We start from the raw sequence: 23,614 nt of genomic DNA on the forward strand, positions 1-23,614 counted from the left end.
CGCGCGGGTAGTCGGGATTGGCCTTGAGATCGTAAACGTGGATGTTGTCGTTAAAGGCGCGTCGATTCGTTCCCGACGAAAAGGAAGTCCGTGCGCGTCGCTTACGCAGCGCCGGTTCGTTGCACAGATAGGCGGCCTCGTCGTCGATGGTGTAGCCCCAGACGTCGATGTCGCCCGGATCGTGATCGATGCCCGTGTCGATTGCGACGATCTCTCCCGAGTCCGCGTTCACGGCGATCTCGGCGTAGGTGCGTCCGCCGGCGACCACACCGGAAAATGCCCACACCGGCACGATTCCGTCGCGATACCGGTACTGGAGTTCGACCTTTTCATATTGGAGCGAACTCGGATCGGCGTCGAATTCGGTCTCGATGCTCACCGCGGCCTGTTCCTCGGAGACGGTCGCGGCGGCGTCCGGGCTCAGTCCGCCGACGAATTCTCCCTGCACGGCGATGAGTCGATCGGACTTGTCGAAGACCGCGAGCATGGACCGCGTGACGAACGGCAGGCCGTCGATCATCTGCGGAAACTTGACGATGGTGAACTCGGCGCAACGAGGTTCGTAAAACTCGTCGTCGATCAGCGCGGGCAACGGTTCCATGCCGTCGCGGTCGCACGAATAGACGATCTGGGCCGGGCCGAACGCGGACTTGAGCATGTCAGCGTCGATCCGTTCGCCCCCCCCCCCGGCGCTCAAAAGATCGCCGTTGCGGGTCACGAACGCGAAGAACGCCGTGGAGTAATCGCCGCCGGATTCGATCGGCGAAAATCCCGACACACTGAACGGACGGTCGAACAGTCTTCCGTCGTTGACCGCCGCGCCGGGGTTGTCGTGCAGTAACCGGTCGCGGGCAGCATCGCCCGATTGCGCGCCGTAAGCCGGGCCGACGGCCAGAACGGCCAATGTGAGGGTCATCAACAACCATCGCGCTCTCCAGGGAAACCTTCCACGCATCACATTTTCCTCCATGGTTAAACCGGTCGTCGCGCGGACCACGAGCCGCGCAACCGCACCGGGAATTTCCCTTCTAAGCATTGAACTGATTGAATTTTCGAGAGATTTTTGATCGCGCTCGAAATGTCATTGCCGAGCGAGGGTGATTGCGGATAGCCGGTCGTTGAAAAATGGCGAAACCGCTCAAGGCGACCTGTCATTTCGTGCGAGGCCGTCAGTCCGAGTTGAGAAATCCCTTTATATTTCGATCGTTTAAGGGATTCCTCCGCTCCGCTTCGCTTCGGTCGGAATGACAGAATTCCTTGCGACGAGAGTTTTTCAATGCGTCGGCAGAATGCCCGTGGAAATAGCTCGGATCTGAAGAAAATGCCTTTGCTTCGACTCACGGCGTCTTCCCGTCCCGTCTTTTCCGATCTGAACGCGAATCTCCCTGACGCTTCTTTTCACGATACGCCTATGAAAATGGAAACGCAAGGAAAATCATCGCCAAATTTCCGTGGTAGAAATAATTCTAGATCTCCGCCCCCGGCATTCAACAACAGATTTTAGAAAAACGTTGGGACGTACGAGAGGTCGGGCAAAGGCGATGCTGTCGAGGTCCCATACGTGCTGCCCCGGAAGGGACTCTTGTGGGCGATGCCGAATGGAAAAAAGGCAAAAAAGGGCCCCCACGTGTGCCATGTCCCGTGGGGGCCGAATAGAAGGAGAAGACCGTTTGGGCTTGGGAATGACCGCCCGACCTTCGGTCTGTAGGCCGGGCGGCGTGGGGCCTTTAGAAGACGACCTTGGCCTGGAGCTCGGCGAGCGAATCGGTGTTCGAGTCGCTGTCCGAACCGGTCAGGAACTGCACCGCGAGGTGCAGGCCGTCGATGTAGTCGGTGCCGACGTAGCCGCCGAACTGCGTGTAGGTGGTGGGCTCGAACTCGGGATCGAGGCCCGCCGTGCCGAGCCAATCGAGGCCCGACACGCCCGCGTACTTGCCGCCGACCTGAACGCGCTTCTTGTCGAACATCAGCGCGAGCTCGCCGTGCGTGGCGGAGATCGCCGTGGCCTCGCCGGCCGCGTCCACGTATTCGAGTTCGTCGAACTCGCCGGTGGTGGCGTACTCGCCGGCCACGCCGATCGCGACCATGTCGTTCACCGCGAAGACGCCGTTGGCGTACGCGCCGTAGGCCGGGACGTTGGCGTCGTAGAGGACCACGTCGTCGGTGGCGTCATTCGGCGTGTCCGCGATGTCCTGCGCCATCAGCAGGCCGCCCACGCCACGCAGCGTCTCCGTCGCGTCGGACAGGTAGTAGCCGCCGATTTCCAGCACCTGGTCGTCGAGGTTCGCGAGCGGATACACCGCCAGCGCCGCGGCAACGTCGCCGATCGTGTCGTCGCCCGGGTCGGCCGCGCCGTTGTCATCCTGCACGGTGTCGAAATTGCCGTTGAACACGTGGGCCGACACGGTGGCGAACTTGTGCGTGTACCCGACGCCCAGACCGCTCGCCCGCGTCCAGAACAGATCCTGCACCCGCGTGTAGCCGGGGCCCCAGGAGGTAAAGTCGCCGACCGGCGGATAGTACTTGCCCATCTTGGCCCAGATCTCGCCGCCGTCGCCCTTGTTGAAGGCGTATTTCGTGATCAGGTAGAACTCGTCGATCGTCAGGCTCTCGGTGCGGCCCGTGTGGTCGCCGTTCGACCAATCGACGTAGTAGAAGACCGCGTCGGCCGTGACGTAATCGTTGATGTCCACGTGCGGGGCCACCGCGGCCTCGAAGACCTTGATGTCGGACGACGAGATGGCTTCGGCGACCGACTCGTCCACGTCCGGCGTCCACGTATAGAACTGCACGCGCGTGTCCAGGTAGCCGGTGAACGAAATCCTCTCCGCCCACGACTCCTCGTCCGCGGCCATGGCCGTCGCGGCGAACGCCGCCATGCACATCACGATCGCAATGGTCACTCGGACTCGCATTCGATACCCCCACGTTGGAATGGAATACACCGGGAACAACATTACCCGATCGCCTCGCTTCCCGTCTCGCCGGTCCGAATGCGGATGCACTCCGGCAGGTCGAGGATGAAGATCTTTCCGTCGCCGATCTTGCCGGAGCGCGCCCCGGCAACGATCGCGTCCACCGTCGGCTTGACGAAATCGTCGTTGACCGCGATCTCGAGCCGCACCTTTTTGAGCAGGTTCACTTCGATGTCCACGCCGCGGTACATCTCGTGGAACCCTTTTTGCTGACCGCAGCCCAGGGCGTTGGTCACGGACATCTTGTAGACTTCCTTCTCGTAGAGCCGCTGCTTCACGTCGGAGAGCTTCTCCGGCTGGATATACGCAATGATGAGTTTCATCGGATCGCCCCCTTTATTCGACCGTGAAGACCTGGAAGCCGCTGTACGACTCCATGCCGTGTTCGCTGATGTCCAGACCGCGCTGTTCCTCGTGATGGTGCGCGCGGATGCCGATCGTCACCTTCATCGCGTAAGTGACCGCGAAGACGCACGCGAACACGAACAGACAGCAGGCGGCGCTTCCGATGAGCTGAACGCCGAGTTGCGAGAACCCGCCGCCCATGAACAGTCCGTCGTTGGGAAGGCCAAGGGCCTTCTGGCCCCACAGGCCGACGGCGATGGTGCCGAAGATGCCGTTGGTGCCGTGCACTGAGATCGCGCCGACTGCGTCATCGACCTTGATTTTGTCGATGAATGCGACCGAGAGGCACACGAGCACGCCGGCGATGAGTCCGATGATGATCGACGCATTCGGCGAAACGAACGCACACGGGGCCGTGATCGCGACCAGACCGGCGAGCGAGCCGTTGAGCGTGAAGCTCAGATCGGGCTTGCCGAATCGCGCCCAGGCGTATCCCATGGCCGACATCGCGCCGGCCGAGGCCGCGAGCGTGGTGTTGAGGGTGATGAGGCCGATCAGTTTGCCGTCACCGACCGCAAGGGCGCTGCCGGCGTTGAATCCGAACCAACCGAGCCACAGGATGAAGGTGCCCAAGCCCGCGAGGGGAAGGTTGTGGCCGGGGAATGCCTTGGGCGTGCCGTCGGGCTTGAATTTGCCCACGCGGGGACCGAGCAGCCACGCCACCGCGAGTGCCGCCATACCGCCGACGGAATGCACGACGGTCGAGCCCGCGAAGTCCATGAAACCCATTTTCGCGAGCCAGCCGCCGCCCCAGATCCAGTGGCCGACGATCGGGTAGAGGAACCCGGAAATGACGAGGATGTAGACGAGGTACGCCCGGAACTGCAAACGCTCGGCGATGGCGCCCGCCAGAATCGTCGCGCCCGCGCCGGCGAACACCACTTGGAAGATCCAGTAGATGTGAACCGGCAGCTTGCTCGGGTTGAACGTCGAGGGATCGCCCGACAGGAAGAACCCCGACAGGCCGATGAACCCGTTACCCGTGCCGAACATGAACGCATAACCGAACGCGTAAAAGACGAGGGCCGTCAGACAGAAGTCCACGTAACCCTTCATCATGACGTTCACGCCGTTCTTGGCGCGCGTCATTCCGGACTCCAGACACGCGAACCCGGCCTGCATGAAAAACACCAGAGCTGCGGCGAGGAGGACCCAAAGGGCGTCCACTCCCGCTGCGACCGCCTCAGCCGTGAGCGTCGATTCCATGGCGGATTGTCTCCCTCCATCGTACGAGTGAATGTCAACGGAAATTCGGCGATGGCCGAACGTCCAATTCCCGAATCGATGGCGGCGCAATACTCAAACGCCGTGCCAAGTTGGGAAACCGAACCCAAGTGGCCGTTTTCTCGAGGGAAGGGAATTCACCGCTGGTCAGAAAACGACGAATGTGCGACAAAAATGGAAAATCAGTGGCCGATAATGGAACAATCGAGCGGCTTTCCGGGGGAGATCTACGTATTTGTCGACAAATCAGCCGATGGAGCGAAATAATTTTGAAGAAACTTCGGTTCAGGTCGTGTAGAGCAGGACGACGACCGCGACGAACCAGAGAAGGATGTTGATGAGGAGCGGCTTGTCTGAAACGAGCACTTTGCTTGGGCTGCCGCCTTCTTCCCGCTGATGGACGAGGTAGAGATAGCGGAAGATGCCGTAAATGACGAAGGGGATGGTCAATGGTAGGCGCGTCGTGCCGAGCTTTTCGATCGTCGCCGCGTCCATCGTGTAGAGCGAATACGCAACCACGGTGCTCGCCGTGACGACTGCGATCATCTGGTCGAGGTAATACGGCGAATACTCTTCGAGAATCCGTCGGTGCTCACCCGCCTCGCCCGAGAGCAGCACCAGTTCATGCCGCCGTTTGCCGAATCCGAGGAACAGCGCGAGCAGCGTGGTGCACACGATGATCCACATGCCGATCGGCACGTTGATGATCGCCGTGCCCGCCAGCACCCGCAGCACGAATCCCGCCGCGATGCAGCCCACGTCCAGAATCACCACATGCTTGAGCTTGAGCGTGTACGCGATCTGGAGGGCGAGGTAGAGCACGGCAATCAGGAAGAAGTCGAACCCCACCTTGGTCGTGACGATGTTGAGCGCGAGCGAGCCGACGAGCGCCGCGATCGCGACGAACCCCATGGCGCGGCGCGCGTCGGGGATCGACAGCTCGCCCGAGGCGATGGGGCGGAACTTCTTGTTGGGATGCAGGCGGTCTTTTTCGTAGTCCTTGATGTCGTTGAACAGATAGACCGCGCCCGACAGCAGGCAAAAAACGACGAAGCCGCCGCAGACCGCGATGACGTCGGTGAGGTCGGTGAGATGACCCGCAAAAACGAGCGCCGGGAAGACCATGAAGTTCTTGATCCACTGCTTCGGGCGCATCGCTTTCAGGACGGCCATCACGTTCATTTTCGCGCCCGCTTTTGTTGCTCCATGGTCGGCGGGATGCTACTGTGCGGCCTTGCAGGGGTCAAGGCGAATGGGCGAACGCGCGGGGGAAAACGCGGGCGGACGACTGCCCGATGGGCACGAGATGAGTGAAACTTCGCATCCCAAAAAAGGTGCGCCGATCCTGCGCCGGGCGGCGCTGTTCGCGGTGATCTTCGGCCTTGCCTGGGCAGCACTCACCTGTGCGTCCGGCGGCTCGATCGATTCCACCGAACTCGATCGCGTGTTGCGCGACGCGGCGACCGACTCCGCCGCCCCCGCGCCCACACCGGTGCCGGCCTCACCCTTGGGAATCCGCACGCGGCTGCCGGCCGCGGGCGAACCGCCGACCGCTGTATTCTCGGAAGACGAAGAGGCGTTTCTGGATGAACTTCCGGCAGACGGCGAAGAAGGCTCCGCCGAGGCCGACGCGTCCCCCACGCCGGCGGATCCCTCAGCGGGCTGATTCCTCGATCTTCGCAATGGCTTCGATCGCCGCCCGGCGCACGTCGGGGTGTGGATCTTTCGTCCGCGCGCGCAGCGCGTCGAGTGCGGATGTTGCGGTCAGGCCGATCGACCCCAGCGACCTCGCCGCGCGTTCGCGCACGTTGGGATCGGAGTCGTCCAGCGCGCGGACGAGCGAGGGTGTCGCCGCGCCCGCGTTTTCGCCGATACGTCCGAGGGCGGTCGCGCAATCGGCGCGCACGTTCCAGCGGTGATCCGACAGGGCTTTCGCGATCTCTTCCACGGCGGGACTCTCCGCATCGGGGGCGAGGTTCTCGATCCCAAGTCCCGCGGCTTTGCGCACGCGCACGTCGGAATCGCGCAGTCCCCAGATCACCGCGCGCACTTCGGGGCCGGTGCGCGGGCCGATCCGCGCCAGCGCGTATTGGGACGCCGTGCGCACCGAGGCCGACGGATCGTTCGTCGTCTTCACGATCGCGGCCGATGCCGGTCGCGCCGTAGGGCCCATGATGGCCAGCGCATCCGCCGCGCCGCGCCGCAGATTGTCGTTGCGATCCGCGAGCGCTTTTTCCAGATCGGGGATCGCGCCCTTGCCCACCGCCGCCAGCGCGCGAACCGTGCCCTCGTAATCGCGCGGGTCCTTGAGCTTCTGCACGAGCGCGGCGACCGAGGGCGTTCCAATGCGCGCGAGGGCGACCTGCGCCGCGCCTCGCACGTCTGCGTTCGGGTGATCCGCCGCCTTCGAAAGCGCGGGCACCGCGGCGGGACCGATGCGCACCAGCGCGTCGACCGACTCGTCGCGCAGCTCGATTTCGGTCAGAAGCGCGACCAGCGTGGGCGCGGCGGGAGCGGCTTCGCTGTCCATCGCGCCGAGCGCGCGCACGGCCGCGAGACGCACTCTGGGCTCACCACCCTTCGCGAGCGCGTCGAGCGTCGGCACCACGGTCTCGTGCCACGGACCGATCGCCGCCATCGCGTCGATTGCCGATACGCGCACCGCGACGGACTCTTCTTGGTTCGCCGCGACCTTCCCCAGTGCGGGCAGGGACGAACGCGCCGGGCCACCGGTCATGGCGAGGGCGCGGGCGGCGTCGGCCCGCACGGTGTCGCGGGGATCGGCGAGCGCCCGCGTCTGCGACGGCACGTCCGCCGTGAAGGGCAATTCCACCGGCGGCTCGGGAGTTGCCTCGGTATCGAACCAGGACTCATCTTCCTGAAAAAACTCTTTCTTCGCGCAACCGAACGCGCAAACGCACGCACCGACCAGCAATGCGATGGGAAAAGCCCACGCGCGCCGCACGCCCGCTCGCCGGAAGCGCGCCATCAGCCGTCCTTCTTGCGCAGCAGCGCGTCGAGCGGGTTTTCCTTTTTCTCGCTCTTGCCGGAAAGCTGCGTGGAAAGCTGCGCGAAGAGATCGTTCTTCGCGGGGTCCACTGCGGGCTTGGGGGAGGGCGGCGCGCCGTCGAGCGGGTTCGCCCGCGCGGGCGCCGTTCCGCCGAGCCGGGCCTTCACATCGTCGAACAATTTGGATTTTTCCGGATCGACGTAGCCGGACGAAAACCGCTGACCGATCTGCCCGACGTGCTCTTCCACTTTTTTCTTCCGCTCGGCGTGCGCGTCGCCGATGGTCGGCTCGTCGTCGGGATCGGGCGCGGTTTCGATCAGGTCCTCGTCCTCGACCGCGAATCGGTCCTCAAACGACGAAGGAATAATCGACAGCACGCCGTGGTCGGAGAGGCGATGCACGATCCACAGCGTGTATTCGACCGACCAGCCCGCGCGCTCGCCGATGTCCTCGGCCGTCGGCGGCCTGCCCTCGGCCTCGACCTCGGCCGCGATCTCGATTACCCGCCTACAGCGCTCACGATATTCCGCGCCCATGCGATTCCCCCGTCCTCGATGGGGATAGCCCCCGACGCGCCCGGCGTCAAGATTGCGGGCGATTCGGCCCGTGGTGGTTTCCCATCGGGCGCGCGAGCCGGTATCATCCGACGCACGACCGGACATCATCGCAGCGGATTCGATCCCGATGAAATTCCCGCTTCATCCCGAAACACCGGCGCGACGCGCCCTCCTGATCCTGTGCGCGGCGCAGTTCGCGCTCTTCGCGCCCGCGCACGTCTTTCTGTTCGCCGCGATGATGCCGGCCGATATTCTGGTCGCGGCGGCGTTGACGGGCGCGATGTATCTGCTTTGGCGGCGCGGCGGACCGGTCTCCACTGCGATCCTCGGCGCGGCGCTCCTGCCCGTGTGGACGCCGCCCGCGATCCTGTATTTCGACGCCTATCCCTGGGCGTGCGTCGCGACCATCGTTGCGATCGCGGCGGCGGTCGTGGTCCTGCGACTGAGGCCGTTCGTGCGGGTGCTCACGGCCGCGCTCGTCTTCGCGGCGGGGATGGCGACGTGCACGCTTTGGACGATGCTTCCGCCCGGCGAGGGCGACCTTACGCGGATGCTCGATTCGCTCGGCGACGCCGGACGGCTCGTCTTCGAGGCGCGCACGCGGCCCGAGTACGACCACATCCGCCACGTGCGTCTCGACCCCACGCGACCGCGGCTCTTCGTCTCGCGCGGGTTCGACTGGGAATCGAAGCGCGACGGCGTCTTCGCGCTCGATCCCGCGACGGGAGCAATCACGCCGATCGGCGCGACGCCCGCGCAGGGGATGGCGATCGACGCCGAGCGCCGCCGCCTGATCGTCGGGCATTTTCGCATCGGCAAGCTCGTCGCCTACGACCTCGACACGCTCGCGCCCGTCGCCGACGCGCCGATCCGCCGTCCGATTCTCTTCATCCCCGATCGCGAGGGCCGCTCGTTCTTCATGCTCGGCGAGCGCCACCCCATGGTGACGCGCTGGGGCTTCGAGGGACTCTATCCCGTGGTGCCGTCGGCGAATCTCGGCCGGCTGCTCGCCGCGGACATGGCCGTCAGCGAGGAGCGGGGCGCCGCCTGGGCGGCATCGAACCTGATGAGCCCATTCAACCGCGTCGTCGAGATCGATCTCGACCGGCTTGCGATCCGCCGCGAGGCGTCGCTCGGTTTCGCGCCGACGCGCTCGATCGTCGTCGATGAGCGGCGCGGCGTGCTCTACCTCGCGCACCCGCTGCCCGGTTCGATCGAAGTGCTGGATCTCGCGGATCTGCGCCCGGTGCGTTCGCTGCCCGCGCCGACGGGGGTGTATCCGCTCGTTCACGATTCCGCGTCCGATTCTCTCTTCGTCGCGAGCTATTCCACGGGGCGGCTGATGCGTGTCGATGCTGAAACCGGCGCGGTGACGTGGAGTGCGTTCGTCGGGCGTCGTGCGCGCGGGCTGACGCTCGATGCCGCGCAACGAAAACTCTACGGCACCAGCGCGCTCGGCGTATACGAGATCGATGTCGAAAAAATCGCACGCACGATGCCGTGATGCGCGGCGCGCCTATTCCGCCGGTGCGATCACAATCGTGTGCTCCGCCTCGGCGGGGTTCGTCCAGATCGACATCACGCCGGTCGTTTCGTCGAGATCCCACGACCACGTGTCGCCCCCGTCGCTGACGTCGAGGGTCCAGCCGTCCGGATAATTGCGTTCCTCGGACAGGTAGATCTCGGTCGGCCCGGTCGTGCCCTCGCGGTTCCGAAATACGAGCGTGAAGACGCCCGTCGTGTCGTCGTATCCGTAGGAAATCGGCGTGCCGGCCACGGCGCGAGGATAGATCGACGCGATGCGCGCGTGGTGCGCCTCGTCGCCTGACAGGAAGAACCCGCAGTCCCAAAACGTCCATCCGCTCGTCGTGCGCTCGAGCATACGCAACGCGGTGTTTTCCCAGAGGGCGCGATTGGCGTCGTCCGTCCAGCGCAGCATCGACCATTCGCCCGCGAGCACGGGCACGCGGTGCGCGGCGGCCTCGTTCGTGCGCAGGGTCTCCCAACGCGGCAGCGCGTGATCGACCTCGGGCACGTACCCACCGGTCACGTCGATGAGCAACGGATACAGGTGCGGGAAATACGCGAGACGCGCCTCGCCCGCGCGCGGATCGGCCAGCTCCGCGATGTACGACGGCCCGGCCTGATTGGCGATGAAGGCGTTGGGTTCGTAAAAGATCCAACCTTCGGGATCGGCCTCTCGGATGGCGTCGATCACGCGTTGTAGAAACGGCGTGTAGACCGTTTCGTCGAACTGCCGATAACGCAGTAGTCCGCTGCCCTGCCACGGCTCGTTCATGATGTCGTAGCCCAAAACAGCGGGATGGTCCTTGAATCGATCGGCGACATGCGCCCACATCGCGCCGTAGGCGTCCTGCAGTTCCGGGTGCGCGTCGTAATCCCAGAAGTTGTCCCACGCGCGCATGATGTCGGGGGAGAGGTAGTTGAACGCCCAGTTGCCCAGCATCGTCGCGAAGTCGACGAACGGCATGCCATCGGTCATGGTGGCCCACTCGGGCGCGCCGTCCGAGTCCTCATTGCGATTGGGATCGCTCGCGAAGGGCCCCCAAACGTCCTGGTGCATGTCGAGCACGACATACATCCCCGCGTCGGCGAGCGTGTCGAGCCAGTCCTCCACTGCGTCGAGGTAGGCGTCGTTGTAAACGCCCTGCTGTTCCTCGATGCGCGCCCAGAAGATCAGGTAGCGCATGAAGTTGAAGCCATAGACCGCGCCGAAATCGAGCGCTTCCTGCTCGGTGCGGTTCGGCAGACCGGATTCGCCCTTGGCGTTTCCGTCGAAGTTGCAGCCGTGCAGGATCAGCGCGCGGCCCTGTTCGTCGCGGATGTATTTCCAGTCTTCGTTGTCGGTGTCGTCATCTGTCGCATCGTCGTCCGGCAGGGGCGGCCACGTGTCGTCGTCCGCGTCGTCGTCCGACACATCGTCGTCGCCCGCGTCATCATCCTCCATATCGTCATCGACATTCGAATCATTGTCGCCGTCCGATCCGTCGGCGCAAGCGACTCCAATCAGACACAACAGCGCTAGAACGAAAACCATGCCGTATCGCCCGTAAATCCGACCACGCATCGATCCGACCTCCGTCACGGTGCGTCGATGATATCCGCGCGGCGGGGCGGAAGGAATGCGTCTCCTACGCAATCGCCCACGCGGCCTGAAATCCGTCCTCGATGGCGTCGATGGCGCGGCGCGGGGCCTTGGCATCGCCGATCGCCTGAACCGGCAAGCCGGCGTCGGTGAACTGCTCGACCAGCGCGTTATCCGCCACGTGGCCCACGGCGATCACGACGTTTTTGCACGGGATCAATTCTTCGATACTTTCGGGCGACTGCACGCGCACGCCCTCGGCCTCGATCGCCAGCACCTTGGTCTTCTTACGCACATCGACGCGCAGGCGCTTGAGGTCCTGCATCATCGTCCAGCGCGTGGACTTGCCGATGTCCTCGCCCACTTTGCCCAGCATCTCGACGATCGACACGGTGCGCACGGGGCGATTCAGCAAGTCCTTCACGCGCTCGGCGCTCTCGGCCTTCGACTCGATCAGGAACGCGGCGATCTCGGGGGAGGGCATGCCCTCGTGCGCGAGGAATAGGGCCGTCTCGCAGCCCACCGCGCCGCCGCCCACGATGACCGTGTCGCCGTAACAACGCACTCGCCCGAGCAGCACGTCGCGCGCGAGAAAGACGTTCGCCAACTTCGCGTCGCGGGCAAACGCGGGAACCACCGGGCGCGTGCCGGTCGCGACGAGCACGAGGTCGGGCGCGAGCGAGCGGACGAGGCCGACGTCGGCCTCCTCGCCGAGGCGGACGTCGACGCCGAGATCCGTGAGCGCGTGCCGGTGGTAGTCCGCGAGTTCGAGAAACTCCGCGCGTCCCGGAGGCGCGGCGCACAGGTGCAGCGCCCCGCCGAGCCGGTCGGATTTTTCGAAGAGCGTGACACGGTGACCGCGCTCGGCGGCCACGCGCGCGGCCTCGCACCCGGCGGGCCCGCCACCGACGACCACGACGCGCTTGGGTGTCGCGACGTGCGTCGCGGCGGAGAATCGCCCCTCGCGCCCGGCGCGATAGTTCGCCAGACAGTTCACGTCCTCGCCGGTGAAGACGTGGTCGAAGCAGCCCTGATTGCATCCGATGCATTTGCGGATGAGGTGGAATTTTCCCGCGCGCGCCTTGTTCGGAAACTCGGGATCGGCGATGGACGCGCGCGCCATGCCGACGAGGTCGGCGAGGTCCTGACGCAGGATGTCCTCGCCGATGCGCGGATCGTTGATGCGGTTGCACGCGACGACGGGCACGCCGACCTTTTGCCTGATGCCGTGCGCGAGGTGCACGAACGCGCCGCGCGGCACGCCCATGGTGAGCTGCGGCACGCGCGACTCGTGCCAGCCGCCGGTCACGTCGAAGGCGTCCACGCCCGCCTGCTCGAAGAGCACGCACGCCTCCGCGGATTCGACATTGGTGTGCCCGCCCGGCACGAGGTCCGCGCCCGCGACGCGCATGAAGATGGGGTAGTCGTCGCCGACCGCCACGCGGACGCGGCGGATCGTCTCGACGCCGAATCGCGCGCGGTTCTCGAACGAGCCGCCGTATTCGTCCTCGCGCTTGTTCGTCACGGGCGAAAGAAACTGCGGAATGAGATAACCCGCGCTGCCGATGATCTCGACGAGGTCGAAGCCCGCGGCCTTGATGCGCGCGGCGGCGTCGGCGAACCGCTGCTGGAACACGGGGATCTCGGCGAGTTCCAGCGCGCGCGGCGTTTCGGGGTTGAAGTCGGAGCCGAAAGCCGACGGCGCGACCGGCTGCATGCCCGTGAGCCAGGACATGGCATAGCGCCCTGCGTGATAGAGCTGGGCGCCGAGGATCACGGTGGGGTCGGTCTTCTTCATCTCCTCCACGAATCGCGCGAGCCCCGGGATGAAGCGGTCCTCGTGCGCGCCGATCATCAGCGGCATGCCGCCTTCGACGTCGATCGGGCACCCGCCGACAATGATGAGGCCGACGCCGCCCGCCACGCGCTCGCGGTAGAAGTCGATGAGCTGGTCGGTCACGACCTGCTGCGGCGTGTAATTGAGGTGCATCGCGGTCATCACGATGCGGTTCTTGAGCGTGACGTTTTTGATGCGAAGCGGCGAAAAAAGTCGGTCGCAGGTGGAGGGAAGGTGCGTCATGGCGTGATCCCCAGGGAAATGTGCATCGCGGACTTCCGAAACGGATGTCGGTGTCCTTATATCAGGTTGCGGCTCGCGTGGCACGGGGAATTTCGGGCCACACGGCGCGGCTTGACGTGCCCATGACGCCGGTAATACTCTTACCGGTAAGAATTGGAGGACGCCGTGCGGATCACATCGAAGGGGCAAGTCACGATCCCTCAGGAAATCCGGGAGAAGCTGGGGTTGCTGCCGCTGACCGAGGTGGATTTCATCATCGACGGGCAGGCGGCGAAGATCGTTCGGGCGAAGAAGCGAAAAAAGGCCGCGCGCGGGGAGTCGATCGTCGCACGTATCCGCGGAACCGCCGCCGAAGGGATGACGACCGACCAGATCATGGCGCTCACGCGCGGCGAATGAACCCCGTTCTCGTCGACAGCAATGTGATCCTGGACATCGCGACCGAAGACCCGCAATGGTCCTCTTGGTCGAGTGCGGCGTTGGCGCGCGTCGGCGAAAATTCTCGGCTCGTCGTCAACGCGGTCGTGTTCGCCGAGGTGTCGGTCGGTTACGCATCGATCGAGCTTCTGAACGACGTTCTTTCTCCCGACGTGTTCCGCCGCGAAGCCATTCCCTTCGAGGCCGCTTTTCTCGCGGGCAAGGTCTTCGAGACGTACCGCCGACGCGGGGGCGTAAGGACTTCACCGCTGCCGGACTTCTTCATCGGCGCCCATGCGGCGGTCGCCGGTTATCGTCTGCTCACGCGGGACGCCAGGCGGTACCGGACGTGCTTTCCGACCGTCGAACTGATCGTGCCCGCGAATCCATGAGCGCACGCCGGGGCTTGCCCTCGGCGCGCGAATCGGCCACTAGTGGAGTTCCACGCGAGGAGGAATGCCATGGTTGACGAACTCTCGATTTACGTGCCCGACCGCGCCGGCGAGCTCGCCCGCATCCTGCAACTGCTCAAGACCGCCGACGTCAACATCCTCGGCCTGACGATCGACGAGGTGCAGTCCGTCAGCATTGCGCGGTTCATCGTCGATGCTCCCGAGATTGCTCAAAACGCCCTGGAGGATAAAAACTACACTGTCAGCGTCTCCAAGGTTTTCACGGTGCGTCTCGCGCACGCCCCCGGCGCGCTGCACGGCATCGTCGCCACGCTCGCCAAGGCGAAGATCAACATTCGCTACATCTATGTGATGCAGCAGAAGAACAGCCTCGACCCCGTCATCGTTCTTCGCGTGCCGCCGCGACAAGAGAAGGACACCAAGGACGTGCTCGAAAAGAACAAGTTCGCGCACGTGCGTCTGAAGGACCTGATGGCGTAGAGCGATCTCAGGAGATAGCGCGTGAATTCCGGCAGCTGCCGACTCCGGCTCGCCCGTGTCGGCCTTTGGCTGACGGTCGCGCTGTGCGCCTGCGACGCCCCCCAAGCCGTCGCGCCCATTCCTCCGGGATACGAAACGGCGACCTACGAGGCGCGGGTCAATCGCGCGCACGAGATCGTGCGTGACGCCGTCGCGACGAAAAATCCCGGGTCGCTCGCGGATGCCGAAGCCCTGCTGCGTTCCGCGATCGCGATGAATCCCGATCAGGCCATGGCGTACGAATTCCTCGGAGCGTTTCACATGACGGCGGCGGAATTCGCAACGGACGCCGCCGAAAAACGGTCTCATGCCAAAGAGGCGCGGACGGCGTACGAAAACGCCGCGCGGATCGAACCGAATGCGGCGAAGCACCAGATCGCGCTGGGACGTTGCGCGGCGGCTCTCGACGACTACGCGCGGGCGCGACGCTTCTTCCTGCGGGCGCTCGATCTCGACGAAAACCAAATCACGCTGCTCGTGGATCTGGCGTGGTTTGACTACAAAGAGGATCGGCTCGCCGAAGCGGAGCCGCGGCTGCGTGAATATTTGCGTCGAGTGAAACCGGGCGACGATCCCATCAACGAAATCCGGGCGAAGGAATTTCTGGGCCGAATCCTGACGCGCACGCACCACGAGGGCGAGGCGCAAATCTGGCTGGAGGACTCCGCACGCCAGTACGATGCGTGGCTCGCGGAGCACGGAAATTTCAACTACTGGGGCTGCCCCTACCAGGCGCTCGGCAAGCTCTACTCGAAGACCGGCGACTACGACGCCGAGACCGAGATGATGGTGAAATCGGCCGAGCAGGAGGCTTTTCGAGTCGGGATGCAGCGCGACGCCGCGATTCGGCTTTATCGGATCGGCGATTACGAACGATCGCTCGCGTTTTTCGATCGCGCCGTCGATCTCGAGGGCCGAGCCGAGGACCGCCTCGCGAAAGCCCTCGTGCTGCTGGCGCTGCGCCGTTACGGCGAGGCGGAGGAGATCGTTCGAGAATTCGGTTCCGACCGGACGGTCGCATCGTGGCTCGGCCTTCCCGCTTGGCTCGGCAAGTCCGTGGTGGAAGGGCATCTTGCGCTCGTGCACAAGGATTTCGCCCTGTCGCGTGAGCGCTTCGTGTCGGCGACGCGGGAGATTTCGCCTGGCGCATGGTGGTTTGCGCGCAGCGCTCGCGACGAGTACTGGTCCACGATTCCGTTCCTGCACGAAATGGGACTGCTCGGGCTCGCGTGGACGGCGTCCAACGAAGCGCGGCACGACGAGGCGATCGCGGCGTACGACCGCATCCTCGCCGTTGTGCCCGGGCATCTGCTTGCAATGCTGGGCAAGGGCAATGCGCTCGCGGGATTGCAAAGGATGGACGAGGCCGAGGCCGTTTTTCGCAGCGTCCTCACGCACTATCCTGAGAACAAGTACGCGATCACGGAACTCGGGATCATTCGCTACAACAAGGGCGAACTCGACGCGGCACAACACGACTTCGAGCTGGCCGTCGAAAAAGACCCGACCGGATACACTTGCCCCTACGAGGGTCTTGGACTCGTGTATCTACGCCGTGGCGAAGACGAAAAGGCGAAGACGTTTCTGACGAAGGCCATCGAGATCGATCCCGACATCGAATACAAAAAGTACAACGCGCTCGCCCGCATCTACATGAAGGAAGGACGGTTCGACGAGGCGGCGCGTCTCCTGGAGAAGTCGATCAGCAACTATCCTCACGACGACGAATCCGCGCGGTTATCGCGTGAACTTGAGAGCCTTCGCGGGGCGCGGCTCTCCGTTCCGTGAGCGCGACATCGTGCGCTCGTTTCCTCGGCAACTCCCGACCGGTTAGTCGCTCGCGCAATTCGCGGGAGTTTGACTCACGTCAAATGCCCGGCGATACTCCCGTGCGATAACGCTCGCGACGGAACACGTCGTGTTGTTGATTTCGTCCTGCCGCGTCGATGCCCGTCGACGGCGTCAGGGCGCTTCGGGTTTCCAGGGTCCGATATCGTTCTACAGGTCCGACATCGCATCGCGATCGCGGGAGGCGACATGAAGAATTCGTCCGGCAAGAGTCTATCGAGGCGGTGTTTTCTCACGCACCTGGCCGCCGCCGGCGCAGGGACGACGCTCGTCGCGGGCAAAGCCGCCGCGGCCATGAACATGCTGCGCCCGGTGATCGTCGACAACCCGCTCTCCCAGTATCCGAACCGCGAATGGGAGAAGGTCTATCGCAACCTCTACAAATCCGATTCGTCGTTCACGTTTCTGTGCGCGCCGAACGATACGCATAACTGCCTTCTGCGCGCGTACGTGAAGAACGGCGTGGTGACGCGCATCGGGCCGACTTACGGGTTCCACAAGGCGACCGATCTGGACGGCAACGCGGCCAGCCGCAGGTGGGATCCGCGCTGTTGCCAGAAGGGCCTCGCGCTCGCCCGTCGTTTTTACGGCGACCGCCGCTGCCGCAAGCCCATGATCCGCAAGGGCTTCAAGCAGTGGGTCGATGACGGCTTCCCGCGCGATCCCAAGACCGGCGCCGCCGATCCCAAATACATGCAGCGCGGTCGCGACTCCTGGGTGGCCGGGACGTGGGACGAGGCGTTCGAGCTGTCCGCGAAAGCGATGATCAACATCGCGAAGACCTACACGGGCGACGAGGGCAAGAAGCGGCTGCTCGCGCAGGGCTACGACCCGGTGATGGTCGATGCGACGGGCGGCGTGGGCACGCAGGTGCTCAAGTTTCGCGGCGGCATGCCGTTGCTCGGCATGACGCGCGTTTTCGCGCAGTACCGCCTCGCCAACTCGATGGCGTTGCTCGACAACAAGCTGCGTGGCGTGTCGCCCGATCAGGCACAGGGAGCGCGCGGCTGGGACAACTATAGCTGGCACACCGACCTGCCGCCGGGACACCCGATGGTGACGGGCCAGCAGACGGTCGATTTCGACCTGTGCAACGCGGAGCACGCGGGGCTCGTGATCGTGTGGGGCATGAACTGGATCACGACCAAGATGCCCGACAGCCACTGGTTGACCGAAGCGCGCATGAAGGGCACGAAGGTCGTCGTCATCGCGTGCGAATACAGCGCGACGGCGAGCAAGGGCGACGAGGTGCTCGTGGTGCGGCCGGGAACGACGCCGGCGCTCGCGCTCGGCCTCGCGCAGGTCATCATCGCCGAAAAGCGCTACGACGCTGACTACATCAAAGCCAACACGGACCTGCCGCTGCTCGTGCGCATGGATACGGGCGTGAAGCTGCGCGCATCGGATGTGTTTCCCGATTATCAAAACGCCGAATTGTCGGATCGCAGCAAGGTTCTGGCCGCCGGCGAAAAAGCGCCACCGATGTTCGAGCAGGCCGGACCGACGATGACGAAGGCACTGCGTGACGCGTTCGGCGACTACGTGATCTGGGACCGGAAAAAGAAAGCCCCGGTCGCCGTGAATCACGACCAGGTCGGCGAGCACTTCGCGAAGTTGCGCATCGATGCGCAACTCGAAGGCGCTGTGAGCGTCAAGCTCGCGGACGGTAGCACGGTGACGTGCCGCACGGTCTTCGACGTCACGAAGGAAATGCTCGACGGCAGCTACACACCCGAGGACGTGGAAAAACTCACCTGGGCGCCCGCGAGCGCGATCCGCACGCTGGCTCGCCAGATCGCGGCGAACAAGGACAAGACGCTGTTTGCGATGGGCATGGGCCCGAACCAGTTCTTCAACAACGACCTGAAGGACCGCGACGTCTTCCTGCTGGCCTCCCTCACGCGAAACATCGGCAAGTTCGGCGGCAACGTCGGCAGCTACGCGGGCAACTACCGCACGAGCTTTTTCAACGGCATCGGCCAGTACATCGCCGAGGACCCGTTCAACGTGCAGCTCGATCCGGCCAAGCCGTCCACGGTGAAGCGCTACTTCAAGCCCGAGAGCGTCCACTACTTCAACCACGGCGACCAGATCCTGCGCATGGGCGACGCGGTGCTGACCGGCAAGTCGCACGTGCCCACACCGACCAAATCGTTCACGGTCAGCAACTCCAACTCGCTGATCGGCAACGTGAAAGGCCACTACGACTTCGTCATCAACACGCTCTCGCGCGTCGAGTTCGTCGGCGTGAGCGACTGGTGGTGGACGGCGAGCTGCGAATACGCCGACATCGTGTACGCGGTCGATAGCTGGGCCGAGTTCAAGTACCCCGACATGACCGCGAGCGTGACCAATCCGTTCCTCTACGTCTTCCCGGTCACGCCGCTCGAGCGCATCCACGACACGCGAAGCGACGTCGAGGTGGCCGCGGGCATCGCGAAGGCTGTCGGCAAGGAAACCGGCGACGATCGCTACGACGCCTACTGGAAGTTCATCGAAGACGGCCGCGTGCGACCGTATATCCAGCGCGTTCTGAACGCGTCGAACAGCACCCGCGGATACAAGATCGCGGATCTGGAAAGGAACGCGGAGGCGGGCATTCCGGGCATCATTCAGACGCGCACGTACCCCAAGGTCGGCGCGTGGGAGCAGGGTAACGAGAGCAAGCCGTACTACACCAAGTCGGGCCGTCTCGAGTTCTACCGCGACGAGCCCGAGTTCATGGACAGCGGCGAGAACCTGCTCGTGCATCGCGAGCCGATCGACTCCACGTTTTACGAGCCGAACGTGATCGTGGCGAAAGCGCACCCCTTGCTGCGCCCGAAGACGCCCGACAAGTACGGCGTCTCCCCGGACAAGCTCGATGCTGACACGCGTCAGGCGCGGCACGTCGTGCGCACGGTGGACGAGCTGATGTCCACGGAGCATCCGCTCTCGCACGAGGGTTACAAGTACATCTTCCATACGCCGAAATACCGGCACGGCGCGCACACCACGCCGATCGACACCGACATCGTGGCGATCTGGTTCGGGCCCTTCGGCGACATGTTCCGCGCCGACAAACGCATGCCCTTCATCAGTGAGGGCTATATCGATATTCATCCGCAGGATGCGAGGGATCTCGGCCTGGAGGACGGGGATTATGCGCACATCGACGCCGATCCGCACGACCGGCCCTTCCGCGGATGGGAAAAATACCCCGAGGGATACAAGGTCGCCCGTCTGCTCGCGCGTGTGCGTTACTATCCCGGCACGCCGCGCGGCGTCACGCGCATGTGGCACAACATGTACGGCGCGACCTTTGGCTCGGTGAAGGGCCAGGCTCAAAACGCGAACGGCCTCGCGAAGAGCCCCGAGACGGGCTACCAAGCCATGTTCCGGACCGGCAGCCACCAGAGCTGCACCCGCGGCTGGCTCAAGCCCACGATGATGACCGACACGCTCACGATCAAGCAGACCTTCGGGCAGGAGATGAAGCAGGGATTCGAGCCCGACGTGCACTGCCCGACCGGCGCGCCGCGCGAGTCGATGGTGCGTATCACGAAAGCCGAAGACGGCGGATTGAACGGCAAGGGTCTGTGGCGGCCGGCGCAGCTCGGCCTGCGTCCCGGTTACGAGAACGACGTGCTCAAGAAATTCCTGGCCGGCGCTTACGTGAAACGCGCCTAGCACCAACGGAGGCATCGACCATGGCGAAGCGAATGAATTGGCAGATCGGCCGGGAGATGGATTACCCCTACGACTCCACTCCGCCCAAGCGGCAGGTCGCCTACATCTTCGATACGAACAAGTGCATCGAGTGCCAGACCTGCACCGTGGCCTGCAAGACCTGCTGGACCAGCGGCAAAGGGCAGGAGCACATCTTCTACAACAACGTCGAGACGAAACCCTACGGCGGCTACCCGCTCGCGTGGGACCAGAAGCTGCTCGACATGCAGGGCCCCGGCGAGTGGCGGAAGGTCACTTACCTCGGCAACACCGTCTTCGAAAACCACAGCCCCCTCGATCCGCCGATCGGCCATCGCCCAGTGATCGAGGACTACGCCGCGCCGAATATCGGCGAGGACGACACCACCGGTCTGCTGGAGCGCGGCGGGTTCTTCGACGGCGTGCATCCGCACTGGATGTTCTACCTCGCGCGCATCTGCAACCACTGCGACAATCCCGCCTGCGCCGCGGCCTGCCCGCGCAAGGCGATCTACAAACGCGACGAGGACGGCATCGTGCTCGTCGATCAGGAGCGTTGCCGCGGCTACCAGGAGTGCGTGAAGGCGTGCCCGTACAAGAAAGTCTTTTACAACGTCATCGGCCGCGCGAGTGAAAAGTGCATCGGCTGCTTCCCGCGCGTCGAGGAGGGCAAGGTCGCGCTGTGCGTCGAGTCGTGCATCGGCAAGATCCGCCTGCACGGATTCCTGACCACGCAGGACGAGCCGCGCGAAGACAACCCCTTCGACTACATCGTCAAGATCCGCAAGCTCGCGCTGCCGCTCTACCCGCAGTTCGGCACCGGCCCGAACGTGTACTACATCCCGCCGATCCACGTGCCCGACGGATTTCTGGAGATGATGTTCGGACCGGGCGTGGAGGAGTCGAAGGAACTCTACCGCAACCTGAAAAACGATAAAAAACTGTTGGGCGCGCTCATGCTCTTCGGGTCGACCGAGTACATGATCGACCGGTTCGAGGTGCAGGGCGACGAGGTGGTCGGCTGGAACGACAAGGGCGAGGAAGTCACCCGCGTGCCGTTCACCGAGCCGACGGTTATCCGCGACCACCGCGACGAGCGCTTCGGCGCCTTCCGTCACAACACGAACTAAGGGGCAAACGATGTCGATGCGAACCATCATCGGCGGTTGTGTCGCGCTGATCGCGCTTGCGTTCGCCACCGCGTGCGCGTCGACCTCCGCGCCCGAGGCGGCGCTGGAAGACGCCGGCGCGCCGGTCGCCAAAGCCCCGTGGCCGCCCGCGGGCTCGTTCCCGTCCATCGCGCCGACGCAGGCGGACAAGCTCGTCGTCGTTCGTGCCAAGGCTGACCTGGCGACGGACAATCCCTACGCCGAGTATTGGAACAACGTCCCGGCGTATCGCGTCCCCGTCATCCCGCAGCTCATCACCGCGCCGCAACTCCTGCCCGAGCAGACGGCCGTTCAACAAATCGACGTGCAGGCCGTGACCGACGGCAAGACGATCGCATGGCGGCTCACCTGGGCCGACGCCACCGCCGACGGCAACGTCGACACGGCGCGGTTTACCGACGGCGTCGCGATGCAGTTTCCGCTCGATCCCGGCGCCGCGCCCATGATGGGCCACCGCGAAACCGGCAAGGTGCAGATCGTTCACTGGAAAGCCCTGTGGCAGAAGGATCTCGACGTGGGATTCCAGGACGTGCAGGACCTGCATCCGAATTACTGGAGCGACCTCTACTGGTTCGCGGAAGGGAAGTTCCCTTATCCCGTTCCGACGGCCTTCAAGGACCCGCGCTCGCTGCAGTGGTTTGTCGCCAATCAGGCGGGCAACCCGTTGGCGGTGTTCTCGCGCACGCAGCCGGCGGAAGAGCTGATCGCGGAAGGATTCGGCACGCTCACGCACCAGAAAGATTCCGTCTCGCGAGCCAAGGGCGTGTGGGCCAACGGCACGTGGTCGGTCGTCATCTCGCGGCCGATCGCATCGACCGATCCGCTCGACTACCAGTTCCAGCTCGGCGGCGCGGGTCAGGTGTCGTTCGCGGTGTGGGAAGGCACGCACGAAAACGTCGGCGGGCGCAAGCACTGGACGAACTGGGTGCCCTTCGAGGTGCAACCGTGACGGAGGCAGTTTTCAACAACCTCGCGCCGCTCGCGCAGTCCGATCTGCTGGGCGTGCTGGCCGATGCCTTCACCACCCCGGTCGCGGCGCACGCGCTGCGTGAGACGAAGCCGGACGATCTGCGTGCACTCGTCGAAACGGCGGGTTTCGCCGGGGCCGAGGGTCTCGTTGCGGCGATCGACGAACTTCACGCGCGGGTGTCGGCGGCGTCGCTCGACCAGATCGAGGCGGAGCACGCCCGGGCGTTCTGGGCGCAGTCCGACTGTCCGCCCTACGAGTCCGCGTTCGTTCGCCGCGACAAAGGCGCGATTCTCGGCGACATCGCCGGGTTCTACGAGGCGTTCGGCTTCCGCGCCGATCAGCCGGGCGAGCGGCGCGCCGACCATCTCGTGTGCGAACTGGAATTCCTCGCCGCGCTTCTGGTGATGGCGGAACGCTCGAAGGCCGAAGGCGAGCCCGAGCGGACCACCGTGACACAGACGGCTATCGACAGTTTCGTGTGGGAGCATCTCGGCGACTGGCTGCCGACGTTTTGCGAGCGGCTGTCGGCTACCGTGCCCGGCGGCGTGCTCGACGCGGCGGCCACGGCGCTTGGCCTTCTGTGGGACAGTCTTGTGCTCGCGCACAACTGGCCCGCGGGCGATTCCGCTGCGTTCGTCGCCGACGACGGCACGCCGTACGAGTGCCCGATGGCGACCGAGGAGCAGTGGACTCCGGTCGAGTTCGATCCGGGCGCGACGCATTCGTGAACACGCGACGAACAATCGCCGTCGCCAAAATCCGGCGGGTCGCCCGCCGCAAATCCGATGAAGGAGAGATGACATGACCCAGGGTTCGATTTCCAAATTCGTGATGACGATCGCCGTGGCGGTGGCCGTGGCGATGGCGGCGCAGTTCGCCTTCGGTCCCGTCGCCGACGCCGCCGGCCTGCTCGGCGACGCGGCCAAGGGCGCGGCTCCGTACAAGACCTACTGTTTCTCGTGCCACGGCGAAAAGGGCGACGGCAACGGTCCCGCCGGCGCGGCGCTCAATCCCAAACCGCGCGCCTTCACCGACAAGGCGTACATGTCCGGCCTGACCGACGAACAATTGCTGAAGGTCATCACGGACGGCGGCGCGGCGGTCGGCAAGTCGCCGCTCATGGCTCCGTGGAAGGGCACGCTCAAGGATCAGGAGATCAAGGACGTGGCCGCCTACGTTCGCGCGGTCGCGAAGTAATTCGAAATCAACACGAAATCCGAAGGCCGACCCTCGG

General features: G+C 64.5%; 21 protein-coding genes. 12 read left to right on the forward strand and 9 right to left on the reverse strand.

The window, feature by feature from the left end; translation table 11 throughout:
• From IT350_15515 to IT350_15530, 4 genes are all read right to left on the reverse strand, one after another.
• Positions 1–916, reverse strand: a 916-nt coding sequence (locus IT350_15515) for a hypothetical protein (GenBank protein ID MCC6159458.1), incomplete at its 3' end; no start/stop codon positions are given.
• 811 nt (positions 917–1,727) lie between these two features.
• Positions 1,728–2,903: a hypothetical protein gene (locus IT350_15520; GenBank protein MCC6159459.1), complete on the reverse strand. Its 1,176-nt coding sequence runs from the start codon at positions 2,901–2,903 to the stop codon at positions 1,728–1,730.
• A gap of 53 nt (positions 2,904–2,956) precedes the next feature.
• On the reverse strand, positions 2,957–3,298 hold the full coding sequence (locus IT350_15525; protein ID MCC6159460.1) for a P-II family nitrogen regulator: 342 nt from the start codon (positions 3,296–3,298) through the stop codon (positions 2,957–2,959).
• 13 nt (positions 3,299–3,311) lie between these two features.
• Positions 3,312–4,586: an ammonium transporter gene (locus tag IT350_15530; protein MCC6159461.1), complete on the reverse strand. Its 1,275-nt coding sequence runs from the start codon at positions 4,584–4,586 to the stop codon at positions 3,312–3,314.
• Between the two features lie 51 nt (positions 4,587–4,637).
• Between IT350_15530 and IT350_15535 the strand changes: the two genes are divergently transcribed.
• Complete coding sequence (locus IT350_15535; protein ID MCC6159462.1) at positions 4,638–4,871, forward strand: hypothetical protein; 234 nt, start codon at positions 4,638–4,640, stop codon at positions 4,869–4,871.
• Between the two features lie 18 nt (positions 4,872–4,889).
• Here IT350_15535 and IT350_15540 read toward each other — a convergent pair whose 3' ends face one another.
• Positions 4,890–5,786, reverse strand: coding sequence for a decaprenyl-phosphate phosphoribosyltransferase (locus IT350_15540; GenBank protein MCC6159463.1), 897 nt, complete (start codon positions 5,784–5,786; stop codon positions 4,890–4,892).
• A gap of 70 nt (positions 5,787–5,856) precedes the next feature.
• On the opposite strand from IT350_15540, the gene IT350_15545 reads away from it, so the two are divergent.
• Complete coding sequence (locus IT350_15545; protein MCC6159464.1) at positions 5,857–6,270, forward strand: hypothetical protein; 414 nt, start codon at positions 5,857–5,859, stop codon at positions 6,268–6,270.
• Here the strand turns inward: IT350_15545 and IT350_15550 are convergent.
• The gene (locus tag IT350_15550) at positions 6,259–7,593 is read right to left on the reverse strand and encodes a HEAT repeat domain-containing protein (GenBank protein MCC6159465.1); all 1,335 of its coding nucleotides are present in this window, start codon (positions 7,591–7,593) and stop codon (positions 6,259–6,261) included. The two genes, IT350_15545 and IT350_15550, sit on opposite strands and share 12 nt — an antisense overlap.
• The gene (locus IT350_15555) at positions 7,593–8,150 is read right to left on the reverse strand and encodes a hypothetical protein (protein MCC6159466.1); all 558 of its coding nucleotides are present in this window, start codon (positions 8,148–8,150) and stop codon (positions 7,593–7,595) included. Before IT350_15555 ends, IT350_15550 begins: the two co-directional genes overlap by 1 nt.
• 148 nt (positions 8,151–8,298) lie before the next feature.
• Between IT350_15555 and IT350_15560 the strand changes: the two genes are divergently transcribed.
• Positions 8,299–9,675: a hypothetical protein gene (locus IT350_15560; GenBank protein ID MCC6159467.1), complete on the forward strand. Its 1,377-nt coding sequence runs from the start codon at positions 8,299–8,301 to the stop codon at positions 9,673–9,675.
• Between the two features lie 12 nt (positions 9,676–9,687).
• Here the strand turns inward: IT350_15560 and IT350_15565 are convergent, their stop codons facing one another.
• Both IT350_15565 and IT350_15570 read right to left on the reverse strand, forming a co-directional pair.
• Positions 9,688–11,259, reverse strand: a complete 1,572-nt coding sequence (locus IT350_15565) for a cellulase family glycosylhydrolase (protein ID MCC6159468.1) — start codon at positions 11,257–11,259, stop codon at positions 9,688–9,690.
• Between the two features lie 64 nt (positions 11,260–11,323).
• Entirely contained in the window at positions 11,324–13,357 is a 2,034-nt protein-coding gene (locus IT350_15570) for an FAD-dependent oxidoreductase (protein ID MCC6159469.1), read from the reverse strand.
• Positions 13,358–13,522: 165 nt separating this feature from the next.
• On the opposite strand from IT350_15570, the gene IT350_15575 reads away from it, so the two are divergent.
• From IT350_15575 to IT350_15615, 9 genes are all read left to right on the forward strand, one after another.
• Entirely contained in the window at positions 13,523–13,756 is a 234-nt protein-coding gene (locus IT350_15575) for an AbrB/MazE/SpoVT family DNA-binding domain-containing protein (GenBank protein ID MCC6159470.1), read from the forward strand.
• On the forward strand, positions 13,753–14,166 hold the full coding sequence (locus IT350_15580) for a type II toxin-antitoxin system VapC family toxin (protein MCC6159471.1): 414 nt from the start codon (positions 13,753–13,755) through the stop codon (positions 14,164–14,166). The genes IT350_15575 and IT350_15580 overlap by 4 nt, the downstream gene beginning before the upstream one ends.
• 69 nt (positions 14,167–14,235) lie before the next feature.
• Positions 14,236–14,667: a hypothetical protein gene (locus IT350_15585; protein ID MCC6159472.1), complete on the forward strand. Its 432-nt coding sequence runs from the start codon at positions 14,236–14,238 to the stop codon at positions 14,665–14,667.
• A 21-nt stretch (positions 14,668–14,688) separates the two neighbouring features.
• Positions 14,689–16,494, forward strand: a complete 1,806-nt coding sequence (locus tag IT350_15590; GenBank protein MCC6159473.1) for a tetratricopeptide repeat protein — start codon at positions 14,689–14,691, stop codon at positions 16,492–16,494.
• A 249-nt stretch (positions 16,495–16,743) separates the two neighbouring features.
• Positions 16,744–20,223: a molybdopterin-dependent oxidoreductase gene (locus IT350_15595; GenBank protein MCC6159474.1), complete on the forward strand. Its 3,480-nt coding sequence runs from the start codon at positions 16,744–16,746 to the stop codon at positions 20,221–20,223.
• A gap of 20 nt (positions 20,224–20,243) precedes the next feature.
• Positions 20,244–21,371 (forward strand): dehydrogenase, encoded by a 1,128-nt coding sequence (locus IT350_15600; GenBank protein ID MCC6159475.1) that lies wholly within the window; start codon positions 20,244–20,246, stop codon positions 21,369–21,371.
• Between the two features lie 10 nt (positions 21,372–21,381).
• On the forward strand, positions 21,382–22,359 hold the full coding sequence (locus IT350_15605) for a hypothetical protein (GenBank protein ID MCC6159476.1): 978 nt from the start codon (positions 21,382–21,384) through the stop codon (positions 22,357–22,359).
• Positions 22,356–23,108 (forward strand): molecular chaperone TorD family protein, encoded by a 753-nt coding sequence (locus tag IT350_15610; protein ID MCC6159477.1) that lies wholly within the window; start codon positions 22,356–22,358, stop codon positions 23,106–23,108. Before IT350_15605 ends, IT350_15610 begins: the two co-directional genes overlap by 4 nt.
• Before the next feature lie 73 nt (positions 23,109–23,181).
• The gene (locus IT350_15615) at positions 23,182–23,577 is read left to right on the forward strand and encodes a cytochrome c (protein MCC6159478.1); all 396 of its coding nucleotides are present in this window, start codon (positions 23,182–23,184) and stop codon (positions 23,575–23,577) included.
• Positions 23,578–23,614 lie beyond the last annotated feature (37 nt).

Source organism: Deltaproteobacteria bacterium (assembly GCA_020845895.1).
Classification (GTDB): domain Bacteria; phylum Lernaellota; class Lernaellaia; order JACKCT01; family JACKCT01; genus JADLEX01.